Below are 21,071 nucleotides of genomic sequence, written 5' to 3'. Positions count from 1 at the left end.
GATACAACAATGACGCAGACCACCCAGACACTGCCCGCCCCCCTGCCACCCGTTCTGACGGCAGCCCAGCAAACGCATGTGGTGAATGTCCTCCGCCGTGCCGCACGGGCCGAGGTGCTGCCGCGTTTCCGCAACCTCGCCCCCGCTGACATCGACACCAAATCCGGCCCCCATGATCTGGTCACCGCTGCCGATCTGGCGGCCGAAGCAATGATCACCCGCGCCCTCGCCACGGCATATCCAGATGCGCTGATCATCGGCGAAGAGGCGGTATCGGCAGACCCCGGATTACTCGACAAGATCGCCGAAGCCCCGCTGGCCTTTATCCTTGATCCCATCGACGGCACGTCGAACTTCACCCACGGGCTGTCCACCTTCGGCATGATCCTGGCGGTCACGCGCTTTGGCAAACCGGCCTTCGGCGTCATCTATGACCCGGTCAATGACGACTGGGTGATCAGCGACGACACCAGCACCCCGCGCTTTGAACGCGCCCTTGGGCAGTCGCGCCCGCTGCGGGTCAACATGGGCAAACAGATCGAGGATCTGAGCGGCTTCGTCCCGCTGGGGAACTTCAGCAAAGAGCTGCGGGTCAAAGTCGCGGCCACCCTGCCCAGCTTTGCCAAGGTGAACTCGCTTCGTTGCTCGGCGCATGAATACCGTACTGTCGCCCAAGGGCACGCCGATTTCGTGCTCAGCGGGACGCTGCACCCTTGGGACCACGCAGCCGGCGCGTTGATCTGCGCCCAAGCCGGTGCCCATGTCGAGATGCTGTCGGGCGGCCCCTATGACGCGACGCTGCGCACAGGGCATATTCTGGTGGCACCGGACAAAACGACATGGAACCGCCTGCGCAAGGTCTTTGCCTTCCTCGCCGACGATTGAGCCCCCAATGCAAAACGGGCGCGAGGTTTCCCCCGCACCCGTTCGATCACTCACATAGGGTCAGCTTACTCAGCCGCCTCTGCGTATTCCTCCATCGGGGGGCAGGTGCAGATCAGGTTACGGTCACCATGCACGTTGTCGACACGGTTGACCGGAGGCCAGTATTTGTCGACGCGGAACGCACCGGGGGGGAAGCAGCCCTGTTCGCGCGTGTAGGGACGATCCCAGTCACCGACCAGATCCTCGACCGTGTGCGGCGCGTTTTTCAGCGCGTTGTTCTCGCGCGGCATATCGCCGTTCTCGATTGCGCGGATCTCGTCACGGATCGCCAGCATCGCGTCGCAGAAACGGTCCAGCTCTGCCTTGGTTTCCGACTCGGTCGGTTCCACCATCAAGGTGCCCGCGACAGGGAAGCTCATCGTGGGCGCGTGGAAGCCCGCATCGATCAGACGTTTGGCGATGTCATCGACAGTGACGCCTGCGCTGTCCTCGAACGGGCGCACATCGAAGATACATTCATGCGCGACACGTCCCGTCGGCCCCTTGTACAGAACCTCGAACGCCCCTTCGAGCCGCTTGGCAATGTAGTTGGCGTTCAGGATCGCCACCCGCGTCGCCTGCGTCAGCCCGTCACCGCCCATCATCAAGCAATACGACCACGAGATCGGCAGCAACGATGGCGACCCGTAGGGTGCCGCCGAAACAGCGCCTTCACCGCCGTTGGGATGGCCGGGCACATGCGCGATGAGGTGTGATTTCACGCCAATCGGACCCATGCCGGGGCCACCGCCCCCATGCGGGATGCAGAAGGTCTTGTGCAGGTTCAGGTGGCTTACATCACCGCCCACATCGCCCGGACGCGCCAGACCGACCATCGCGTTCATATTCGCCCCGTCGATATAGACCTGACCGCCGTGGTCATGGGTGATCTTGGTCACTTCGGTCACGGTTTCCTCGAACACGCCGTGAGTCGAGGGATAGGTGATCATGCAACCGGCAAGGTTCTCGCTGTGCTTTTCCGCCTTGGCGCGGAAGTCATCCAGATCGATGTCACCATTGGCCGCCGTCTTGATCACGACTACCTTCCAGCCGACCATATTGGCGCTGGCGGGGTTGGTGCCATGAGCCGACATGGGGATCAGGCAGATGTTGCGATGCCCCTGGCCGTTGGCACGGTGATAGGACGCAATCGCCAGCAGACCCGCATATTCCCCCTGCGCGCCGGAATTCGGCTGCATGGAAATCGCGTCATACCCGGTGATATCACACAGCTTGGCCGACAGGTCGTCGATCATATGCTTATAGCCAAGCGCCTGATCCTGCGGCACAAACGGGTGGATCATCGAGAACTCGCGCCAGCTAACGGGCATCATCTCCGCAGCCGAGTTCAGCTTCATCGTGCAAGACCCCAGCGGGATCATCGCGCGGTCCAGCGCCAGATCACGGTCGGCCAGACGGCGCATGTAGCGCATCATCTCGGTCTCGGCGCGGTTCATGTGGAAGATCGGATGAGTGAGATAGGCGCTTTCACGTAGCATATCATCGGGGAACCGATACTGCGCCTCGAATTTCTCGTCGCTGCGGCGGATGCCGAAGGCGCGCCAGACAGCTTCGATCGTCTCGGGCACTGTACGTTCGTCCAGCGTGATACCGACACGTGTTTCACCGACGCGGCGCAGGTTGATGCCTTCATCCACTGCGGATTTCATGACCGCGGCCTGCAAGGGGCCGACATCAACCGTCACCGTGTCGAAGAAGGATTTGGGATCGACCTTAAAGCCGGCCTCCTCCAGCCCGTTCGCCAGACGCACCGCCTTGCGATGGATGCGCTGCGCGATGGCCTTCAGCCCCTCGGGCCCGTGGAACACCGCATACATCGACGCCATCACCGCCAGCAAAGCCTGCGCCGTGCAAACGTTAGAGGTCGCCTTTTCGCGGCGGATATGCTGCTCGCGGGTCTGCAGGGACAGACGGTAGGCGCGGTTACCGTGCGCATCGATCGACACACCCACAATCCGCCCCGGCATCGCGCGTTTATAAGCGTCCTTGCATGCCATATAGGCCGCATGCGGACCGCCATAGCCCTCGGGCACGCCAAACCGCTGGGTGGAGCCAACAGCGATGTCGGCCCCCATGGCACCGGGCTCTTTCAACAGCGTCAGCGCCATAGGATCGGCCGAGACAACACCCAAGGCACCGGCCTCATGCAGCGCGGCCATATGGTCGGTAAAGTCGCGCACATGGCCGTAGGTGCCGGGGTACTGGAACAGCGCCCCGAAGACAGCGCTCGCGTCCATCTTGTCAGGGTCGCCGATGATCACCTCGATATCCAGCGGGGCTGCGCGGGTCTGGATCACGGCGATGTTCTGGGGGTGGCAATCGCGGTCGACAAAGAATGCCTTGGCCTTCGATTTCGACAGACGCAACGCCATGGTCATCGCCTCGGCACAAGCGGTCGCCTCGTCCAGCAACGACGCATTGGCGACCTCAAGCCCGGTCAGATCGCTGATCATCGTCTGGAAGTTCAACAACGCCTCAAGACGCCCCTGGCTGATCTCGGGCTGATAGGGGGTGTAGGCTGTGTACCATGCGGGGTTTTCAAAGATATTGCGCTGGATCGCAGGCGGCGTCACCGTCCCGTGATAGCCCTGCCCGATCAACGAGGTGAGCACCTTGTTCTTGCCCGCCACCACGCGCATGTATTCCAGCACTTCGCGCTCTGACATGGGCTTGCCGAAATCCAGTGGCTCTTTCTGGCGGATCTGCGCGGGCATCGTGTCATCAATCAACGCGCCAAGGCTCTGCGCGCCGACGGTTTTCAACATGTCCGACATCTCTGCCGGGGACGGCCCGATATGTCTGCGGTTGGCAAAATCATACGGCAAATATTCGGTCGGTTTGAAAACCATGGCGCGGGGCCCCTCTTCCAAATGGTATAAAAATCCCCGCCGGAGGCTCCGGCGGGGGCAGCGGGATTTACCCGATGAACTTCTGATAGGCGGCTTCATCCATGAACTCGTCCATCTGGCTTGGATCGGACGCCTTCATCTTGAAGAACCATGCATCGCCCTGCGGATCATCGTTCACCATCGCGGGGTTGTCGGTCAGGGTGCTGTTGACCTCGATGATCTCGCCATCGATCGGTGCCAGAATATCAGACGCCGCCTTTACGGATTCGATCACGACGACCTCGTCATCCTTGCTGACGGTCGTGCCTTCGTCGGGCAGCTCGACAAACACCACGTCACCCAGTTGTTCGGCGGCGTGAATGGTGATGCCAACGACGATCTCGTCGCCTTCAACCCGCAGCCATTCGTGCTCTTCGGTAAACTTCATTCTTTCATCCTTCGCTAGATTATCTTTTAAAATTCGCCGCAACAAAGGGCAGCTTGGCCACGGTCACCGGCAGACGCTTGCCACGGACTTCGCCCCACAGCATCGTATCAATACCCGCCTGCGCCTCACTGACATAGCCCATTGCGACAGGCCCGCCTACCGTCGGCCCGAAACTGCCCGAGGTGACCTCGCCCACCTGCGCGCCCCCTGTCGCCGCGTCAAACAGCGGTGTCCCGTCGCGCATCGGCGCACGGCCTTCGGGGGCCAGACCGACACGCTTGCGGCCGACACCATCGTCGAACGCCGCCTGAACGACATCGGCTCCGGGGTAGCCGCCCGCGCGTTCACCACCGGCGCGGCGCGCTTTCTGGATCGCCCAGGTCAGGCTGGCCTCTACCGGATTGGTGCCCGAGTCGATGTCATTGCCATAAAGACACAAGCCCGCCTCAAGCCGCAGCGAATCCCGCGCGCCCAGACCAATGGGCTCCACACCCTCGATCTCCAGCAACCGGCGGACCAGCGCTTCGGCCTGCGACTCTGGCACCGAAATCTCGAAGCCATCCTCGCCGGTATAGCCAGACCGCGAGGCCCAGACCTCTACCCCGTCCAACGTCAACGTGCCGAAATCCATGAACCGCATTCCGTCCGCAGCGGCATCAAGCGACGCCACAGCCGCCCCCGCCGCAGGGCCCTGCACAGCGACCAGCGCGCGGTCGGTGATCGGGGTCACGGTGATCTCGGGCTCCAACGCCGCCTTCATGCGTGCGATATCTGCATCCTTGCAGGCGGCATTGACCACGACGAAAAGGTCATCGCCACGGCGCGCGAACATCAGGTCATCCTCGATCCCGCCGGCGTCATTGGTGAAAAACCCATAGCGCTGACGCCCGTCTTCCAACCCCAACACATTCATCGGCACCAATGTCTCGAACGCCAGCGCCACGGCGTCCCACGACGGGCCGGTCACCATCACCTGCCCCATGTGGCTGACGTCAAAGACGCCCGCTGCAGCGCGGGTATGCAGGTGCTCTTTCATCACGCCCATCGGATATTGCACGGGCATGGAATAACCCGCAAAGGGCACCATCTTGCCACCCAGTTCCAGATGAAGATCGTATAGCGGTGTCTGTTGCAAATCGCTCATGGTCACGCGGCCTTTCCCTATCCAGAAGGCCATCGACCATACTGGCACCCAGCAGACCGCAGGAATGCAGCCTGTCAAATGCCCCCTCTGTCCTTTCGCCTGAGATCGTTATCCCTTCGGCGGACGCTGTCGCGTCACTCTCCAGAGTTGTTAGGTCCCGTTGCGGTCCTTTGGCCTGAGAGTTTCCGGGGCGGTTGCTCCTTCGGCACCGGCTTGCGCCGGTTCTCCCGTAACGGTGTGGGCAAGTGCTATGCCGGAACGCGGCGCTGCGTCAAGCCAAGTTGACAGGACGGCGCGAAAACTTTCCTCCGGTGCCGCGATATTGGGCAGTGCCTCGGGTGCTGCGCGTGCAAGATGTGGACATCATCGCGAAGCGGCGCCAAAACACCCGCATGACACCATATTTTTTCGGCTACGGCAGCCTCGTAAACCGCAATACCCACGCCTATCCAGACGCCCGTCCGGCGCAGCTTCGCGGCTGGCACCGGCTTTGGGTGCGTATTGAAGGGGCATCGCATGTGTTCCTGAGCGTCCTGCCCGAAGAGGGCACCGTGATCGACGGGTTGATCGCGGCGGTCCCCGGTGCCGATTGGGTGGCGCTGGATACGCGCGAAACCAACTATGATCGGATCGGGTCGAACGGGGCAGTGGTGCATGACATCATCCCGGCCCCCGATATGGCGCATTATTCCGTGCCCACAGACACCCATGTGACATCGGGCGACCATACCATCTTGCTCAGCTATCTTGATGTGGTGGTGCAGGGGTTCCTGCGCGAATATGGCATCGACGGGGTGCAGCGCTTCTTTGACACGACGCGGGGCTGGGATACGCCGATCCTGAACGACCGCGCCGCGCCGAAATACCCGCGCGCGCAAGAGCTTACCGCGCAGGAAACCGCGCTGGTCGACCAGCATCTGACCCGCCTATCGGCGCAGGTGCAGTAGCGACATCAACCGCCCGTCGCGGGCGAAAACCTCGGGCTTGGCGCGTTTGCGCTGCCCGCCTTGCGCGATCATCCGCCGCGCGAGCACCCAGGCCAGCGCCCCGAACAGCACCCCCGCAGCCGCCTGCCCGATCAGTACACCGGGGGCCCCGAACAGCAGGCTGCCAACCCAGACCAGCGGGATCATCCCCAGCGTGTTGCGGCCCCAGTTGGTCACGGTCGAATAATAGGGGTGTCCCATATTGTTGAACGCCGCATTCGACACGAACAACACACCGTTGAAAAAGAACGCCAAGGACAGCGGCCCGCAGAACAGATAGATCAACGTCAAGGTGATCCCCTGCGCATCAAACATCGCAGCCAGCGGCGCGCGGAACGCAAACAGCGCGGCCGAGATGACAACGATCACCAAAGCGGCAAAGCTGACCCCCGCGGCATAGGTCCGCTTGACCCGCCCCAGATCGCCCGCGCCAAAGTTTTGCCCGATGATCGGCCCCACCGCCCCCGACAGGGCAAAGATCACGGCAAAGGCGACGGGCATCATGCGGCTGACAATCGCCATGCCTGCGACAGCATCCTCTCCATAGGCCGCCATTGCACGGGTCACGTAGGCCTGCCCCACCGGCGTGGCGACCTGCGTCAGAATGGCGGGCACCGCGATAGACAACACGGGCATCAGATCGCGCCACAGCCCCGCGGGGCGCGGCATCGCGATCCCGCCATAGTGGCGCACAATTGGCATCAGGGCGGTATAGGCAATCACCACCCGCGCCACAAAAGACGCCCAAGCCGCACCCGTCAGCCCCAGATCAAAGGTAAAGATCAGGATCGGATCGAGGATGGCATTCACGATGCCCCCCGCGATGGTCGCCATCATTGCCCGCCGCGCATCCCCATGGGCCCGCAGGATCGCGCTGCCCATCATACCGACCATCAGAAACGGCACAGAGGGCACGACGATCTGCAGGAAATCCACCGCCAGCGCCGCCGTCTCACCGCCTGCGCCAACCCAGCCGACCAGCACATCCAGCGACAGGAACACACAAAGCGCAAAGATCACGCCAAAGACCGCGCCGTAACACAGCGCATGGGTCGTCCTCTCTCGTGCGAGCTGCGCGTTATCCTGCCCCAAGGCCCGCGCGACCAAGGCCCCCGCCGCGATGCCCAACCCGATCCCGAAGGAGGTGGTGAAAAACAAGATCGCACCGGCATAGCCGATGGCCGCCGCCAGCTCTGCCTTGCCCAACATAGAGATGAAAATCATGTCGACGAAATCGACAAGAAATACCGCCACCAGCCCGACAGAGGCCAGCAAAGACATATTGGCGACATGCCCGAACAGATTGCCCGACAAAAATTTGGCGCGCCCATCAACCATGATAGACGCGCCCTATGTCAGCCGACAGCGGCTTCATTTTGCCAGATAAACTCTCGCCGAAGGCTCCCGAACTTGCGCCCGTGAACCCGGCCCGTTTCACCCGCGTGCCTTCACGACTTGCAGCAATGGCAGCACCGCGCCCATGTCGGGGCCGTGGGGTTTGCCAGTCAGCGCCAGACGCAGCGGCATGAACAGCCCCTTGCCCTTGCGGCCGGTCTGTTCTTTCACGGCGGCCGTCCATGTGCCCCAGGTGGTTTCGTCAAATTCGCCCTCGGGCAGAAGCGCCAATGCTTCGGCGACGAATTCTTTATCCTCGTCCGCGATCACCGGCTCTGCGCCTTCGCTGAACATCTGCCACCAGCCTTTCAGATCGTGCAGCGTGGTGATGTTTTCGCGGGTGACCTGCCAGAACAGCGCGGCCTTGTCCTCGGGCACACCGAGGGCGGCGATGTCGCTTGCGACGGCCTCAAGCGGGAGGGTCTGCAGATAGCGGCCGGTCATGGGGAACAGGTCCTCGACGTCGAATTTGGTCGGCGCTGAGCCAAAGCGTTCGATGTCGAAGCCGTCGATCAGGCTCTCCATATCGGTGCGCAGTTCAATCGGGTCCGAAGAGCCCAGGCGCGCCATTGTCGACAGCAGCGCAAAAGGATGCACACCGCGCTCACGCAGGTCGCGCAGCGCCAGCACGCCCAGACGTTTCGACAGCGCCTCGCCCTGCGGGCCAGTGAGCAGCGAATGGTGCGCAAAGCTCGGCACAGTGCCGCCAAGCGCCTGCATGATCTGGATTTGCGTCGCCGTGTTGGTCACGTGGTCAGAGCCACGCACGACATTGGTCACGCCCATCTCGGTATCATCGACCACAGACGCCAGCGTGTACAAAATCTGCCCGTCGCCGCGGATCAACACAGGGTCGGACACCGATGCCGCATCGATCGAGATATCGCCCAGGATACCGTCTTTCCACTCAATCCGTTCCTGATCCAGTTTGAAACGCCACACACCGGGGCCGCGTTCGTCGCGCAGCTTGGCTTTTTCCGCATCCGACAGGTTCAGCGCAGCGCGGTCATAGACCGGCGGCTTGCCCATGTTCAGCTGTTTCTTGCGCTTGAGGTCCAGTTCGGTCGGCGTTTCCCACGCTTCATAGAACCGCCCGATCTTGCGCAGCTCGTCCGCGGCAGCGTGGTATTTGTCCAACCGCTCGGACTGGCGTTCAACGCGATCCCAATGCAGGCCGAGCCATGTCAGGTCTTCTTTCAGACCGTCAACGTATTCTTCCTTGCTGCGCACCGGATCGGTGTCGTCGATCCGCAGGATGAACTCTCCGCCGTTCTTGCGGGCGATCAGATAGTTCATCAGCGCCGTGCGCAGGTTGCCTACGTGGATATAGCCGGTCGGGGACGGGGCGAAGCGGGTGATGGTCATTGGGTTCTCCTGATTGGCCGCTGGCTTGTCACAGCGCGGCGTCATTGTCTAGATAACGTGCAGCGTCGCCTGGGCGATCAACTAGGGTCGCGCCAGCGGTTCACGATGGGATAGCGGCGGTCCAACCAGAACGCGCCCTTGGTCAAACGCGGACCGGGGGCGGACTGGAACCGTTTGTATTCACTGATATAGAGCAGGTGTTCGACCTTTTTGGCAACCTCGCGGTCAAAGCCCGCTGCCACGCAATCGGCGATGGACCCGTCGTCGTCGACAAGGATCGTCAGCATCGCGTCCAGATCGGGATAGTCGGGCAGGCTGTCGCTGTCCTTCTGATCCTCGCGCAGCTCGGCCGAGGGCGGCTTGTCGATGATGCGCGGCGCGATCACCTCTCCCTCTGGGCCCTTCATCCAGTCGCGGTGGTTCTCGTTGCGCCAGCGGCAGCTGTCGAAAACGCGGGTTTTGTACATATCCTTGATGGGGTTATAGCCCCCCGCCATGTCGCCATAGATCGTGGCATAGCCCACCGCCACCTCTGACTTGTTGCCCGTGGTCAAAAGCATCTCGCCAAACTTGTTGCTGACCGCCATCAAGAGCAAACCGCGCAGGCGTGACTGGATGTTTTCCTCGGTCAGGTCTGGCTTGGTGCCGTCAAACAGCGGGGCCAGCGTGTCGGTGATCGCGGCACGGCCCTGCGCAATCGGCACATAGTCATAGCGGCAGCCAAGCGCCTTGGCGACGGCCTCAGCATCGTCCAGCGAGGCTTGGGACGTATATTCGGACGGCAGCATCACGCAGCGCACATTGTCAGCGCCAAGCGCATCCACAGCAATCGTCGCCACAATCGCCGAATCGATCCCGCCCGACAGACCCAGCAGCACTTTCTTGAACCCGGTCTTGCCCATGTAGTCGCGCAAGCCCTGCACCATGACGCGGTAATCCTGCTCAAGGTCCGACGGCATATGCGCCATCTCGCCCTCGACCACGCGCCAGCCTTCGGGGGTCTGTTCAAGATCGACATGCGCGATCTGCGCGTCAAAGGCGGGCATCTGGAACGCCAGCTTGCCGCCGGGGTTCAGCGCAAAGCTCGCCCCGTCAAAGACCTGATCATCCTGACCGCCCACCATATTGAGGTAGATCAGCGGCAGTTCAGTCTCGACCACGCGGGCGACCATATGGTTCAACCGCGTCTCGAATTTGCCGCGATAATAGGGCGACCCGTTGGGCACCAGCAGGAACTCCGCCCCGGTTTCGGCCAGCGTTTCGGCCACATCGGGGTGCCATGCGTCTTCGCAGATCGGGCTGCCGATGCGGGTATCGCCAACGGCATAGGGCCCACCCAAAGGCGCGCTGTCGAAAATGCGCACCTCGTCGAACACGGTCTCGTTCGGCAGGTTGTGCTTGAAGACACGGCTGGCGATCTTGCCGTTCCTAAGGATCAGGTACGCATTATAGAGCTTGGCCCCTTCGACCCAGGGCGCACCGATGGCCAGCGCGGGCCCGTCGGCACAATCAGCCGCCAGCGCTTCGAGGTGGGTCATCACATCCAGCTGGAACGCCTGCTTCATCACCAGATCTTGCGCATTATACCCGGCCAGGAACATTTCGGGCAAAGCAACCAGATCGGCGCCTGCCTCTTTGCCCTGCGCCCAGGCCTCCCGCGCGAGGTCTGCGTTTCCGGCCAGATCCCCGACGGTGGGGTTCAACTGGCCAAGCGTGATGCGAAAACGCGATGTCATAAGGCAGTCCTTCGATAATCTACGCAAGTGATGTAGCAGATCACGCGCCAAGTGAAAGGCCAAGGCGCACCGCCGGGCAAAAGACGATTGCCCCCTTGCAGGCCATTGAATAGGCTAAGCGTTAACAAACTCGCCCGCCGCTCTTGGCCGCACTCTCTTTTGAAAGTTGCTGTATGACGAAATTGACCCTGACCCCCCTGATCCTTTGCCTTGGGCTGCTGCCCTTTACCGCGCTTGCGCAGGACGGCGAGGTTCAAAGCAAGCAGTACGACGATGGCGGCGTCTATGAGGGGACGTTCAAGGATGGCGTACAGCACGGGACCGGCACCTATACGCTGCCCAACGGCTATGAATACGAAGGCTCTTGGGTGGACGGAGAGATCAAGGGCAAAGGCGTCGCGCGTTTCCCCAACGGGTCTGTCTACGAGGGCAACTTTGAAAAGGGCAAACCGGACGGTTTCGGCAAGATCACCTTTGCCGATGGCGGCACCTACGAGGGCGAATGGGAGGCCGGTGCGATCACCGGTCAGGGCATCGCGCTTTATGCCAATGGGGTGCGCTACGAAGGGTCGTTCCGCAATGCCAACCACCACGGCAAAGGCGTCATGCAATCCCCCGGCGGGTACGAGTATCAGGGCGACTGGGTCGATGGCGTCAAGCAGGGCGTAGGCAAGATCACCTATCCCGATGGCGCGCTCTATGACGGTGACATCGCCGATGGCGAACGCAATGGCACGGGCACGCTGACCATGCCCGACGGGCTGACCTATACCGGCCAGTGGAAAGACGGGCAGATCGACGGCACCGGAACGCTGACCCAGCCCAATGGCGATGTCTATGAAGGCGATCTGGTCGCCGGTCAGCGCCAGGGCACCGGCAAGGTGACCTATGCCAATGGCGACACTTACGAGGGCGGCTTCGAGGACGACCGCCGCGAGGGTCAGGGCACGTTCACCGGCACAGATGGCTATGTCTACACCGGATCATGGGTCGCGGGGCAGATCGAAGGCACAGGCAAGGTGACCTACCCTGACGGCTCTGTCTACGAGGGAAGTTTCCGCGATGATCTGGCCGATGGGGAGGGCAAGATCACCTATCCCGACGGATCAACCTACGAAGGGTCATGGGTCGCGGGCGTGATCGAAGGCGAAGGCCGCGCGACCTACCCCAACGGCATCGTCTATGAAGGCGGGTTCAAGAACGCGCGCAACGACGGTCAGGGCGTGATGACCTATGCCGACGGCTATAGGTACGACGGCAGCTGGAAAGACGGCCAGCGCAACGGCATGGGCACGGCGACCTATCCCGATGGCACAGTCTATACCGGCGGCTTTGTCGACGGACTGCGCGACGGCACCGGCAAGATCACTATGCCCGATGGGTTCACCTATGACGGCCAGTGGTCCGGCGGAGAGATCGAAGGCACCGGCACCGCCACCTACCCCAACGGCGACATCTACGAAGGCGCGTTCGAGGGCGGTAAACGTCAGGGTCAGGGCACAATGCGCTATAAAACAGGCGAGGAAGTCTCGGGCCAGTGGGTCAACGGCGCGCTGCAAGAAGCGGGCGCTGCCCCAGCCGAGGATGCACAGGCGGTGCCCACGCCCGACGCCACGGATGAGACTCCGTCAGAGGCCGAAACTCCGTCAGAGGCACCCGCCGACAGCACGGACGAGGCCGAGAGCAACGACGGCTAGATCACCTCTCCCGCGTCCAGGCGGGCGAGCAAAGCATCGCCTTCGGCCAGAACCGCTCTGCGTTTGTCGGCGTCCATCCGGTCCCACGTGCGGTACATATTACCCATACGCGGATTGTTCGAGAACCGGTCGCGATGGCGGTCCAGAAAGTGCCAGTAGAGCAGGTTGAACGGGCAGGCTTTGTCACCCGTCTTGGCGCTGACTGAATAGTGGCAGCTTTTGCAGTGATCCGACATGCGGTTGATATAGGCCCCGGACGAGACATAGGGCTTGGACGCGATAACGCCGCCGTCGGCGAATTGGCTCATGCCGATGGTATTGGGGGCCTCTACCCACTCAAAGGCATCGGCATAGACCGCCAGATACCACTCATGCACCTGCGCCGGATCAATCCCGGCCAACAGGGCAAAGTTGCCCGTCACCATCAACCGTTGGATATGATGCGCATAGGCTTGGGTTCTGGTCTGCCCCACGGCCTTGGCCACACAGTTCATCCGCGTTTCGCCACCCCAGTAGAACCACGGCAGGTCGCGGTCGTGCCCCAGAATATTGCGGGCGGTATAGTCCGGCCCTTCAAGGAAATAGATGCCCCGCACATATTCGCGCCAGCCGATGATCTGCCGGATGAACCCTTCGGCGGCGTTGATCGGCGCATGACCTGCGGCATAGGCGTCGGCAGCGGCCTCGCAAATCTCGGTCACGTTCAGCAGCCCGATGTTTAGGTAGGGCGACAGGATCGCGTGATACAGGAATTCATTCTCGTTCAGCATCGCGTCCTGATAGTCGCCAAACCGCGGCAGGGCGTTCGCGATGAAATGGTCGAGCGCTTGCAGCGCCTCGGCACGGGTGGTGGCGAACCAGAAAGGCTCTAGCGCGCCGAAATTATCGCCGAAGCGCGCTTGAACCAGCTCCAGCACCTCGCGCGTCGTGGCATCGGGGTCGAACCGCAGGGGGCCATCTACGGTGACATCCTCGGGTGCCGCCTTACGGTTGTCATGGTCGAAGTTCCACTTGCCGCCAGCGGGTTGGTCCCCTTCCATCAGCAGGCCGGTCTTGCGGCGCATCTCGCGGTAGAAATACTCCATCCGCAGCGCCTTACGGCCTTCGGCCCATGCCTCGAATTCGGCATGAGTGGCAAGAAAGCGGTCGTCGGGCAGCAGGTGCACCTTCAGCGGGGCGTATTTCAGCTTGTCGATCAAGCGCCATTCCCCCGGCTCTGTCGCCAGCACCTCGCTGGCCCCCGTCTGCGCAGCCCGGCGCAGCAATTCCCCCACGATAGAGCCCGCGTTATCCGTATCGTCCAGTTGCGTATAGGCGATCGTCCAGCCATCCTGTTCCAACGCATGGGCAAACTTGCGCATCGCGGCAAAGATCAGGGCGATTTTCTTGGGGTGATGCTGGACATAGGCCGCCTCGTCCGCGACCTCGGCCATCACGACCGTATCGCGCGCCTTATCCGCCTGCGCCAAGGCGCTGAGCGTTTCTGTCAGCTGGTCGCCCAGAACCAGCACCAAGCGCCCTACCATGGCACCGGCTTTCCGGCCCAGTCAAAGAACTGCCCTGTGTCCGCAGGCGTCAGCCCGTCGATCACAGCCCGCAGATTTTCCGCCGCCTCCGACGGTGCGACAGCGGGATGGCGGGCAAGGTATTTCGCGGTAAAGGCGGTCTTGACCGTGCCCGGGTGCAGGGCGACGCAGATACTGCGCTTGTGGCTGCGCGTCAGTTCGATCGCGGCGGTGTGCACGATCTGGTTCACCGCCGCCTTGGCGCTGCGGTAGCTGATCCAGCCGCCGATGCGGTTGTCGCCGATCGACCCCACCCGCGCAGAGAATACGGCAAAGACACAAGGCGCGTCCCGCCGCAGCAAGTCGCCCGCGTGGCGCAGCACCAGTGCAGGGCCCACAGCGTTCAACGCGAATTGGTCCAACATCGCCTTTTGGCTGATGGACTTGATGGTCTTTTCCGGTGCGGCACCGTCAATCTCGAGCGCGCCTGTGGCCACCAGCACCACGTCAAACGGCCCGTTCAGCGCGGTCAAGTGCGTGTCGACGCTGCGTTCGTCCGTGATGTCGAACCCATCGACCGACCGTGACAGCCGCGTGACCGTATCGCCACGCGCCTCGTAAGCGGCGGCCAAGGCGGCACCCACACCGCCCGACGCCCCGATGATCAAAACCTGTTTCATGCAAGGGGAAGTAGCGGAAAACAGCCCCCCTTCAAGCGCCGAAAAAAGGGCGCAGAAAAACCCTTCCCATTTGCGAATGCACGGGTATAACTTGTCGCCATGACACACGCCGATCATATTGCGATCCTGCCGCGCCGCTGCGCGACTTTCCTGCGTGCCAACCTACTGCTGCTAATCCGCCTCTGAGCGTGCCATCCGGCGCGCCCGCTCAGAGGGAAGTGCCGCGCGCCACGGATTTATACAGCAGAATGAAAGAACCCAAACGATGACAGATACCACACAACAAGACCGCGTCTTGATTTTCGACACGACATTGCGCGATGGCGAACAATCCCCCGGCGCCACCATGACCCACGCCGAAAAGATCGAGATCGCGGGCCTGCTGGACGAGATGGGCGTCGACGTGATCGAAGCCGGCTTCCCCATCGCCTCCGAAGGGGATTTCGCCGCCGTCAGCGAAATCGCGAAGCTTTCGAAGAACTCGGTCATCTGCGGCTTGGCCCGCGCACAATTCGGCGACATTGATCGTTGCTTTGAGGCGATCAAACACGCGGCCCAGCCCCGCATCCACACATTTATCGGCACCTCGCCGCTGCACCGCGCCATTCCGAACCTCACGATGGACGAAATGGCCGAGCGCATCCACGAAACGGTGACCCACGCGCGCAACCTTTGCGACAATGTGCAATGGTCGCCGATGGACGCCACGCGGACCGAGCTTGATTACCTCTACCGCACCGTCGAAATCGCGATCAAGGCGGGGGCGACCACGATCAACATCCCCGATACCGTCGGCTATACCGCCCCCCGCGAAAGCGCCGATCTGATCCGCAAGCTCTTGGAAAACGTGCCCGGCGCGGACGAGATCGTCTTTGCCACGCATTGTCACAACGACCTTGGCATGGCGACCGCCAACAGCCTTGCCGCCGTCGAAGCGGGCGCGCGCCAGATCGAATGTACGATCAACGGCTTGGGCGAACGCGCGGGCAACACCGCGTTGGAAGAGGTCGTGATGGCGCTGAAAGTGCGCAATGACATCATGCCGTTCCAGACCAAGATCGACAGCACCAAGATCATGAATATCTCGCGCCGCGTTGCCGCTGTTTCGGGCTTCGCCGTGCAGTTCAACAAGGCCATCGTCGGCAAGAACGCCTTTGCCCACGAAAGCGGCATCCACCAAGACGGCATGCTGAAGAACGCCGAAACATTCGAGATCATGCGCCCCGAAGACGTGGGCCTGACCGAGACCAACATCGTGATGGGCAAACACTCGGGCCGTGCGGCGTTGCGCTCGAAGCTTGAAAACCTCGGCTATGAATTGGGGGATAACCAGCTCAAGGACGTGTTTGTCCGTTTCAAGGAACTGGCCGACCGCAAGAAAGAGATCTACGACGACGATCTCATCGCCCTGATGCGCACCGCCACCGATCCTGAAAGCGACCGCATTGTGCTGAATAGCATGACCGTTGTCTGCGGCACCGAAGGCCCGCAGAAGGCAGAGATGTCGCTGTCTGTGGATGGTGCGGAAACCTCAACCTCGCAAACCGGTGACGGGCCTGTGGACGCCTCGTTCAACTGCATCAAGGCGCTGGTTGAACATACGGCCCGCTTGCAATTGTATCAGGTGCACGCCGTGACCGAAGGCACCGACGCGCAGGCCACCGTTTCTGTCCGGCTTGAGGAAGACGGCCGCATTGTGACCGGTCAGTCGGCGGATACAGACACCGTGGTCGCATCGGTCCGCGCCTATATCCACGCGCTCAACCGTCTGTTGGTGCGCCGCGAGAAGGGCGGCACCGACAAGCGCGAGATCAGCTATAAGGACGTGGTGGGTTAACCCACCCGTTCTTTACCCCTGAACGCAAAAAGGCCCCCGAAGTCGGGGGCCTTTTCTGTATCTCGTGATCTGTCAGCGCAGATTAGAAATCTGTCAGACCCGCAAAAGTACCGGTCGCGCTTGAAAAGATGTTACCCAGCGAACGACGCTTGGAGGTACGGCGACCCAGTTCATAGTTCACACCGAAAGTCAGCTGGTCCACGTCCTCGCCACTGTCAAAGTCCAGACGGCCCAAGGCCAGCTCTACGTTCGCACCGGGGGTGAATTCATACTGACCGCCGATGGTGATCGACCGCACGTCTTCGGGGCCCAGATCCAGGAAGCCAACAGAACCGATGGCAGAGAAGCCGTTGGCGAATTCATAGCTGCCTGCGACAGCGACGACGCTCAGATCATCCAGTTTCAGCAGGTCGGCCTGCACGTTGTACTGCGCGACATCATAATCGGCATAGGCGGCGTAAAGCGTCTCGTCTTCGATGTGAACGAGGTCCAGACCGACGGTGCCGGTGGGGGTAACATCCCAAGCGGCGAAGATGCTGAAGGTCATGTCGTCCAGATCGGAGGAATCACCGATCGCGGCGCCAAAGGTATGCGCGCCGGACTGATAGGACCCGAAGAGGCTGGTGACATCCGCGTCGAAGCCTTCGATGTCAAAACGCGAATAGTCGAGGCCGATGTTAAAGCCGTTGGCCAAAGCGTATTCGACGCCCACTGTGCCCAGATCGATATCGACGCCCTCGATAGAGATGTTCGACAGCTCACCCGAGAAGATGAAGTTGTCGTAGCGGTATTCGATGCCGCCGCCAAAGGATTTCACGTCGATCGTGCCTGCGCCGTCAACGTCGAAGTCGTGGAATTTCGCGAAAGCCGTGCCATAGGTCAGTTCGGCAGCAGCTGCGGTTGCGGTCACGCTCAGAAGCGAGGCGACAAAAATATTACGGATCATGCTGGTTCCTTCGCACAATTTACGGTTGCTCGTTCCATGGCTCTTAGGCGCAGCGGAATCCGCCCGCAACACCCAAGCGAAACCGCCGTTACGATCCGTTTACCTGTGGTATTTTTAACCCGCCTGAACCGCTGCCCGACGCCCCTTAGCGATAGGGATCCTTGGGGCTGCGATCCTCTGACAGCGACCGTTGCGAGCGTTCGACGATCATCACTGTGGCATCGGCCAGATGCTGGCGTTCGATATGGTGATCTCCGCGCGCGACGCGCAGCTTATGCGCCTCTAGCATCACTTCCGCGTGGGACGATCCGCGCGGCGGGATGAAGGTGTAGCAGGCCAGTTCGATCAGGAACCCCAGCGGGTCCTTGAAGTAGATCGAGTGCATGAACCCGCGATCCTTCACGCCCGAATTGCCGATCCTCCGTTCCTTGAGCCGGTCGAGCACTTGGTCGAACATGGCGCGGTCGACCTCGAACGCAAGGTGGTGCACGCAGCCTGCGTCGGTCGGGGTACGGCTGTACGCGGGCTTGCGGTTTTCATTGGTAAAGATGGTGATCAATCGGCCATCGCCGGGATCGAAATACAGGTGCCCTTCGTCGGGATCGTCCAGGTTTGGCTGGTCGAAGATGAACGGCATGCCCAGCAGACCCTCCCAGAAGTCGATACTGGTCTGACGGTCCGCGCCCATCAGCGTGATGTGATGCACACCAATAACTTGAATCTTCTGCATTTCTTTCTCCCCCTATTGTCCGGCTTGCCGCAAACCATAGCGCGGTGGCGGCATCATGCCACCACAAAGGTCAACCCCCCTTTCGTCTTTGACCTCATCGGCCTATAAGCCGTTTAGCCCGTGACTTGTCAGAGTCGACGGGCCAAAATGAATTTTTGCAAGGTCCTGCTGCCCATGTCCGTTTTTGATCAATTCCGTGGTTTGTTCTCGTCCGATATGGCCATCGACCTCGGGACCGCGAACACCTTGGTTTATGTCAAAGGCAAGGGCATCGTCCTGTCCGAACCGTCGGTTGTCGCCTATCACGTCAAGGATGGCGTCAAAAAGGTGCTGGCCGTGGGGGAAGACGCAAAGCTGATGCTGGGCCGGACCCCCGGCAGCATCGAAGCGATCCGCCCCATGCGCGAGGGCGTGATTGCCGACTTTGACACCGCCGAAGAGATGATCAAGCATTTCATCCGCAAGGTGCACAAACGGTCGACCTTCTCGAAGCCCAAGATCATCGTCTGCGTGCCGCATGGGGCGACGCCCGTTGAAAAACGCGCGATCCGCCAGTCGGTGCTGTCTGCGGGCGCACGCCGCGCCGGCCTGATTGCCGAACCGATTGCGGCAGCCATCGGGGCGGGCATGCCGATCACCGATCCGACCGGGAACATGGTCGTTGATATAGGTGGTGGTACAACCGAGGTCGCGGTGCTGTCCTTGGGCGATATCGTCTATGCGCGCTCTGTCCGTGTGGGCGGCGACCGTATGGACGAGGCGATCATCAGCTACCTGCGGCGCCAGCAGAACCTGCTGATCGGTGAAACAACGGCCGAGCGGGTAAAAACCTCTATCGGGACCGCACGGATGCCCGACGACGGGCGCGGCACATCGATGCAGATCCGCGGGCGCGACCTGCTGAATGGTGTCCCCAAAGAGATCGAAGTGACCCAGGCGCAGATCGCCGAAGCGCTGGCCGAGCCTGTGCAGCAAATCTGCGAGGCGGTGATGACCGCGCTGGAAACCACCCCGCCCGATCTGGCGGCTGACATCGTGGACCGTGGCGTCATGCTGACCGGTGGCGGGGCCTTGCTGGGGGATCTGGATCTGGCGCTGCGCGAACAGACCGGGCTGGCCATTTCCGTGGCGGATGAACCGTTGAACTGCGTGGCCTTGGGCACCGGCAAAGCGCTGGAGTATGAAAAGCAGCTGCGCCACGCCATCGACTACGACAGCTAATCAGCGCAGCTATAACAGCCCGCGATGCGGCAGGACGGCGCTGCCCTCGCGGTGGGAAACGTATAACGCATGGCCATCGACCGATCCTCTTCGAACGATTTTGGGCGCCCGCTGCGCCGCTTGCTGCTGGCTGTCATCGTGCTGGTCCTGGCGGGCATCTTTCTGCTGTGGCGGATCGACAGCCCGCGTGTTGAACGGTTTCGCGCGCAGATCACCGACCGGATCGTCCCCAATCTGGATTGGGCGATGACCCCTGTTACCGGCACGGTGAACCTGTTTCGCGATTTCCAAAGCTATCAACGTCTGACCGTGCAGAACCAGGAACTGCGGTCCGAGCTGCGCAAGATGCAGACCTGGAAAGAGGCGGCACTGCAGCTTGAACAGGAAAACGCCCGTTTGCTGGACCTGAACAAGGTGCGGCTTGATCCGCGTTTGACCCATATCACCGGTGTGGTGCAGGCGGACTCCGGTTCGCCCTTCCGCCAATCGGTGTTGCTGAACGTCGGGGCCCGTGACGGCATTGTCGATGGCTGGGCCACGGTGGACGGCATCGGGCTGGTAGGGCGTATTTCCGGCGTGGGCGAAAACACCGCGCGCGTCATTCTGGTGACCGATACCTCTAGCCGCATACCGGCGGTGATCCAGCCGTCGGGGCAGCGGGCGATTATTGCGGGCGACAACTCCGCCGCGCCGCCGATTGATTTCCTTGAGAACCCCGACCTCGTGCGTCCCGGCGATCGGGTAAGCAGCTCTGGCGATGGCGGCGTGTTTCCCGCGGGTATCCTGATCGGTCAGGTCGCCGCCGACCCTGGCGGGCGGTTGCGCGTGCGTCTTGCGGCGGATTTCGAGCGGCTCGAATTCCTGCGCGTGCTGCGCCACCACGGCTCCGAAAAAGTGAACGAGGATGCAGCCGTGGTGCGGGATGACGCCACGGGCATGATCGCGCCCCTGCCCCTTGATCCTGCGACCGAATGATGGACGAGCTGTCGCCCCTGCGATTGTGGCTGATGCGCGCGGCGTTTCTGGCACTGACGCTGGTCCTGCTGTTTTTCCATCTGCTGCCGCTTGATACCCAGCCGATCGCGCTGTTCGCGCCCGAGCTGTCGCCCCCACTGGCCACCATCGACCCAGCAGAGGCGCGTCTGCGTGCCCTGCTGGACCAAGGCAGCGACCGCATCTGGATCGCCCCGGACCTGCTGATCGCCTTTGCGCTGGCGTGGTCTGTGCGGCGGCCCGACTATGTCCCCGCCCTGCTGCTCGCCGTCGCGTTCCTGCTGACGGACCTGTTGCTGCAACGCCCGCCCGGCCTCTGGGCGCTGCTGGCGTTGCTGGCATGCGAGAATATGAAAACCCGTGGCCGCACCCTGCGCGACAGCACCTTTGGCGCGGAATGGCTGGCGGTCTCCGTATGGCTGATCGCTATTTTGATGCTGAACCGGATCGTGCTATCGTTGCTGCTGGTCCCACCGCCACAATGGTCGCTGAGCCTGTTTGAACTGGCTGTCACGATCCTGACCTATCCGGCTGTGGTGTTTGTGACCCATGCGCTGATGGGCGTGCGCAAATCCGCCCCCGGCGATCTGGACAGTATGGGCAACCGCTCATGAG

At 61.8% G+C, this 21,071-nt stretch carries 17 protein-coding genes and 1 riboswitch; of the genes, 7 read left to right on the top strand and 10 right to left on the bottom strand.

Annotation, left to right across the window (positions count from 1 at the left end):
* Positions 1-9 precede the first annotated feature (9 nt).
* A complete protein-coding gene (locus tag GLP43_RS04145) occupies positions 10-885 on the top strand; it encodes an inositol monophosphatase family protein (RefSeq protein ID WP_237278311.1) in 876 nt (291 codons plus the stop codon).
* A gap of 65 nt (positions 886-950) precedes the next feature.
* On the opposite strand, the gene gcvP is transcribed toward GLP43_RS04145, so the two are convergent.
* The 3 genes from gcvP to gcvT all read right to left on the bottom strand — a co-directional run bounded on the left by gcvP (position 951) and on the right by gcvT (position 5,365).
* Positions 951-3,794 (bottom strand): aminomethyl-transferring glycine dehydrogenase, encoded by a 2,844-nt coding sequence (gene gcvP, locus GLP43_RS04140; protein ID WP_237278310.1) that lies wholly within the window; start codon positions 3,792-3,794, stop codon positions 951-953.
* A 67-nt stretch (positions 3,795-3,861) separates the two neighbouring features.
* Positions 3,862-4,221 (bottom strand): glycine cleavage system protein GcvH, encoded by a 360-nt coding sequence (gcvH, locus tag GLP43_RS04135; protein ID WP_237278309.1) that lies wholly within the window; start codon positions 4,219-4,221, stop codon positions 3,862-3,864.
* A gap of 19 nt (positions 4,222-4,240) precedes the next feature.
* Positions 4,241-5,365: a glycine cleavage system aminomethyltransferase GcvT gene (gcvT, locus tag GLP43_RS04130; protein ID WP_237278308.1), complete on the bottom strand. Its 1,125-nt coding sequence runs from the start codon at positions 5,363-5,365 to the stop codon at positions 4,241-4,243.
* Positions 5,366-5,518: 153 nt separating this feature from the next.
* A riboswitch (glycine riboswitch) is annotated at positions 5,519-5,605 on the bottom strand.
* 152 nt (positions 5,606-5,757) lie between these two features.
* Between gcvT and GLP43_RS04125 the strand changes: the two genes are divergently transcribed.
* Positions 5,758-6,312, top strand: a complete 555-nt coding sequence (locus GLP43_RS04125) for a gamma-glutamylcyclotransferase family protein (protein ID WP_237278307.1) — start codon at positions 5,758-5,760, stop codon at positions 6,310-6,312.
* Here the strand turns inward: GLP43_RS04125 and GLP43_RS04120 are convergent.
* The 3 genes from GLP43_RS04120 to GLP43_RS04110 form a co-directional block, all read right to left on the bottom strand.
* Positions 6,292-7,689 (bottom strand): MATE family efflux transporter, encoded by a 1,398-nt coding sequence (locus GLP43_RS04120; protein WP_237278306.1) that lies wholly within the window; start codon positions 7,687-7,689, stop codon positions 6,292-6,294. The two genes, GLP43_RS04125 and GLP43_RS04120, sit on opposite strands and share 21 nt — an antisense overlap.
* 96 nt (positions 7,690-7,785) lie before the next feature.
* Positions 7,786-9,111 carry a glutamate--tRNA ligase gene (gltX, locus tag GLP43_RS04115; protein WP_237278305.1) on the bottom strand — a complete coding sequence of 442 codons (1,326 nt, stop codon included), beginning with the start codon at positions 9,109-9,111 and terminating at the stop codon, positions 7,786-7,788.
* Between the two features lie 77 nt (positions 9,112-9,188).
* Complete coding sequence (locus tag GLP43_RS04110) at positions 9,189-10,847, bottom strand: NAD+ synthase (protein WP_237278304.1); 1,659 nt, start codon at positions 10,845-10,847, stop codon at positions 9,189-9,191.
* A 173-nt stretch (positions 10,848-11,020) separates the two neighbouring features.
* Here GLP43_RS04110 and GLP43_RS04105 point away from each other — a divergent pair, with 173 nt between their 5' ends.
* A complete protein-coding gene (locus GLP43_RS04105; protein WP_237278303.1) occupies positions 11,021-12,544 on the top strand; it encodes a 2-isopropylmalate synthase in 1,524 nt (507 codons plus the stop codon).
* Here GLP43_RS04105 and GLP43_RS04100 read toward each other — a convergent pair.
* Both GLP43_RS04100 and GLP43_RS04095 read right to left on the bottom strand, forming a co-directional pair.
* Complete coding sequence (locus GLP43_RS04100) at positions 12,541-14,070, bottom strand: cryptochrome/photolyase family protein (protein ID WP_237278302.1); 1,530 nt, start codon at positions 14,068-14,070, stop codon at positions 12,541-12,543. The genes GLP43_RS04105 and GLP43_RS04100 overlap by 4 nt on opposite strands.
* The gene (locus tag GLP43_RS04095) at positions 14,064-14,729 is read right to left on the bottom strand and encodes an SDR family NAD(P)-dependent oxidoreductase (RefSeq protein ID WP_237278301.1); all 666 of its coding nucleotides are present in this window, start codon (positions 14,727-14,729) and stop codon (positions 14,064-14,066) included. The genes GLP43_RS04100 and GLP43_RS04095 overlap by 7 nt, the downstream gene beginning before the upstream one ends.
* Before the next feature lie 265 nt (positions 14,730-14,994).
* Here GLP43_RS04095 and GLP43_RS04090 point away from each other — a divergent pair, with 265 nt between their 5' ends.
* Positions 14,995-16,566 (top strand): 2-isopropylmalate synthase, encoded by a 1,572-nt coding sequence (locus GLP43_RS04090; RefSeq protein ID WP_237278300.1) that lies wholly within the window; start codon positions 14,995-14,997, stop codon positions 16,564-16,566.
* 82 nt (positions 16,567-16,648) lie between these two features.
* On the opposite strand, the gene GLP43_RS04085 is transcribed toward GLP43_RS04090, so the two are convergent.
* A complete protein-coding gene (locus tag GLP43_RS04085; protein ID WP_237278299.1) occupies positions 16,649-17,512 on the bottom strand; it encodes a porin in 864 nt (287 codons plus the stop codon).
* A gap of 145 nt (positions 17,513-17,657) precedes the next feature.
* A complete protein-coding gene (locus GLP43_RS04080; protein WP_237278298.1) occupies positions 17,658-18,242 on the bottom strand; it encodes a VOC family protein in 585 nt (194 codons plus the stop codon).
* A 174-nt stretch (positions 18,243-18,416) separates the two neighbouring features.
* Between GLP43_RS04080 and GLP43_RS04075 the strand changes: the two genes are divergently transcribed.
* The 3 genes from GLP43_RS04075 (at position 18,417) to GLP43_RS04065 (ending at position 21,070) form a co-directional block, all read left to right on the top strand.
* Positions 18,417-19,463: a rod shape-determining protein gene (locus GLP43_RS04075; RefSeq protein ID WP_037944896.1), complete on the top strand. Its 1,047-nt coding sequence runs from the start codon at positions 18,417-18,419 to the stop codon at positions 19,461-19,463.
* Positions 19,464-19,532: 69 nt separating this feature from the next.
* The gene (gene mreC, locus GLP43_RS04070; RefSeq protein ID WP_237278297.1) at positions 19,533-20,438 is read left to right on the top strand and encodes a rod shape-determining protein MreC; all 906 of its coding nucleotides are present in this window, start codon (positions 19,533-19,535) and stop codon (positions 20,436-20,438) included.
* Complete coding sequence (locus tag GLP43_RS04065; RefSeq protein WP_237278296.1) at positions 20,435-21,070, top strand: rod shape-determining protein MreD; 636 nt, start codon at positions 20,435-20,437, stop codon at positions 21,068-21,070. The genes mreC and GLP43_RS04065 overlap by 4 nt, the downstream gene beginning before the upstream one ends.
* The last annotated feature ends 1 nt before the right edge of the window (position 21,071 follow it).

Source organism: Sulfitobacter sp. M39 (genome assembly GCF_021735935.1).
Taxonomy (GTDB): Bacteria; Pseudomonadota; Alphaproteobacteria; order Rhodobacterales; family Rhodobacteraceae; genus Sulfitobacter.
This window is presented reverse-complemented; position numbering and strand designations above follow the sequence as displayed.